Here is a 247-nt window from a genome sequence, read left to right as displayed (position 1 = left end):
GAAACCTTTCGTCGTTGAACGAAGCGTTTAACCAGCGGTTGGAACCAAGTCAAATTGCCGACTTAAAGCAAACTACAGCCGCAATTGACCAAAAAATAGCTGACTCATCCCTGGAACAACAAATACAACAACTGCAAGGAAACCTTTCGTCGTTGAACGAAGCGTTTAACCAGCGGTTGGAACCAAGTCAAATTGCCGACTTAAAGCAAACTACAGCCGCAATTGACCAAAAAATAGCTGACTCATC

General features: G+C 43.7%; 1 protein-coding gene. It reads left to right on the top strand.

Features of this window, described 5'->3' with window-relative positions; genetic code table 11:
• On the top strand, nt 1-247 hold a 247-nt coding region (locus tag MiSe_RS50475), incomplete at both ends, for a hypothetical protein (protein ID WP_226595154.1).

This window comes from Microseira wollei NIES-4236 (assembly GCF_020521235.1).
Classification (GTDB): domain Bacteria; phylum Cyanobacteriota; class Cyanobacteriia; order Cyanobacteriales; family Aerosakkonemataceae; genus Microseira; species Microseira wollei.
Note: the sequence above shows the minus strand (reverse complement) of the source record. Positions and strands in the feature narration are given on the sequence as shown.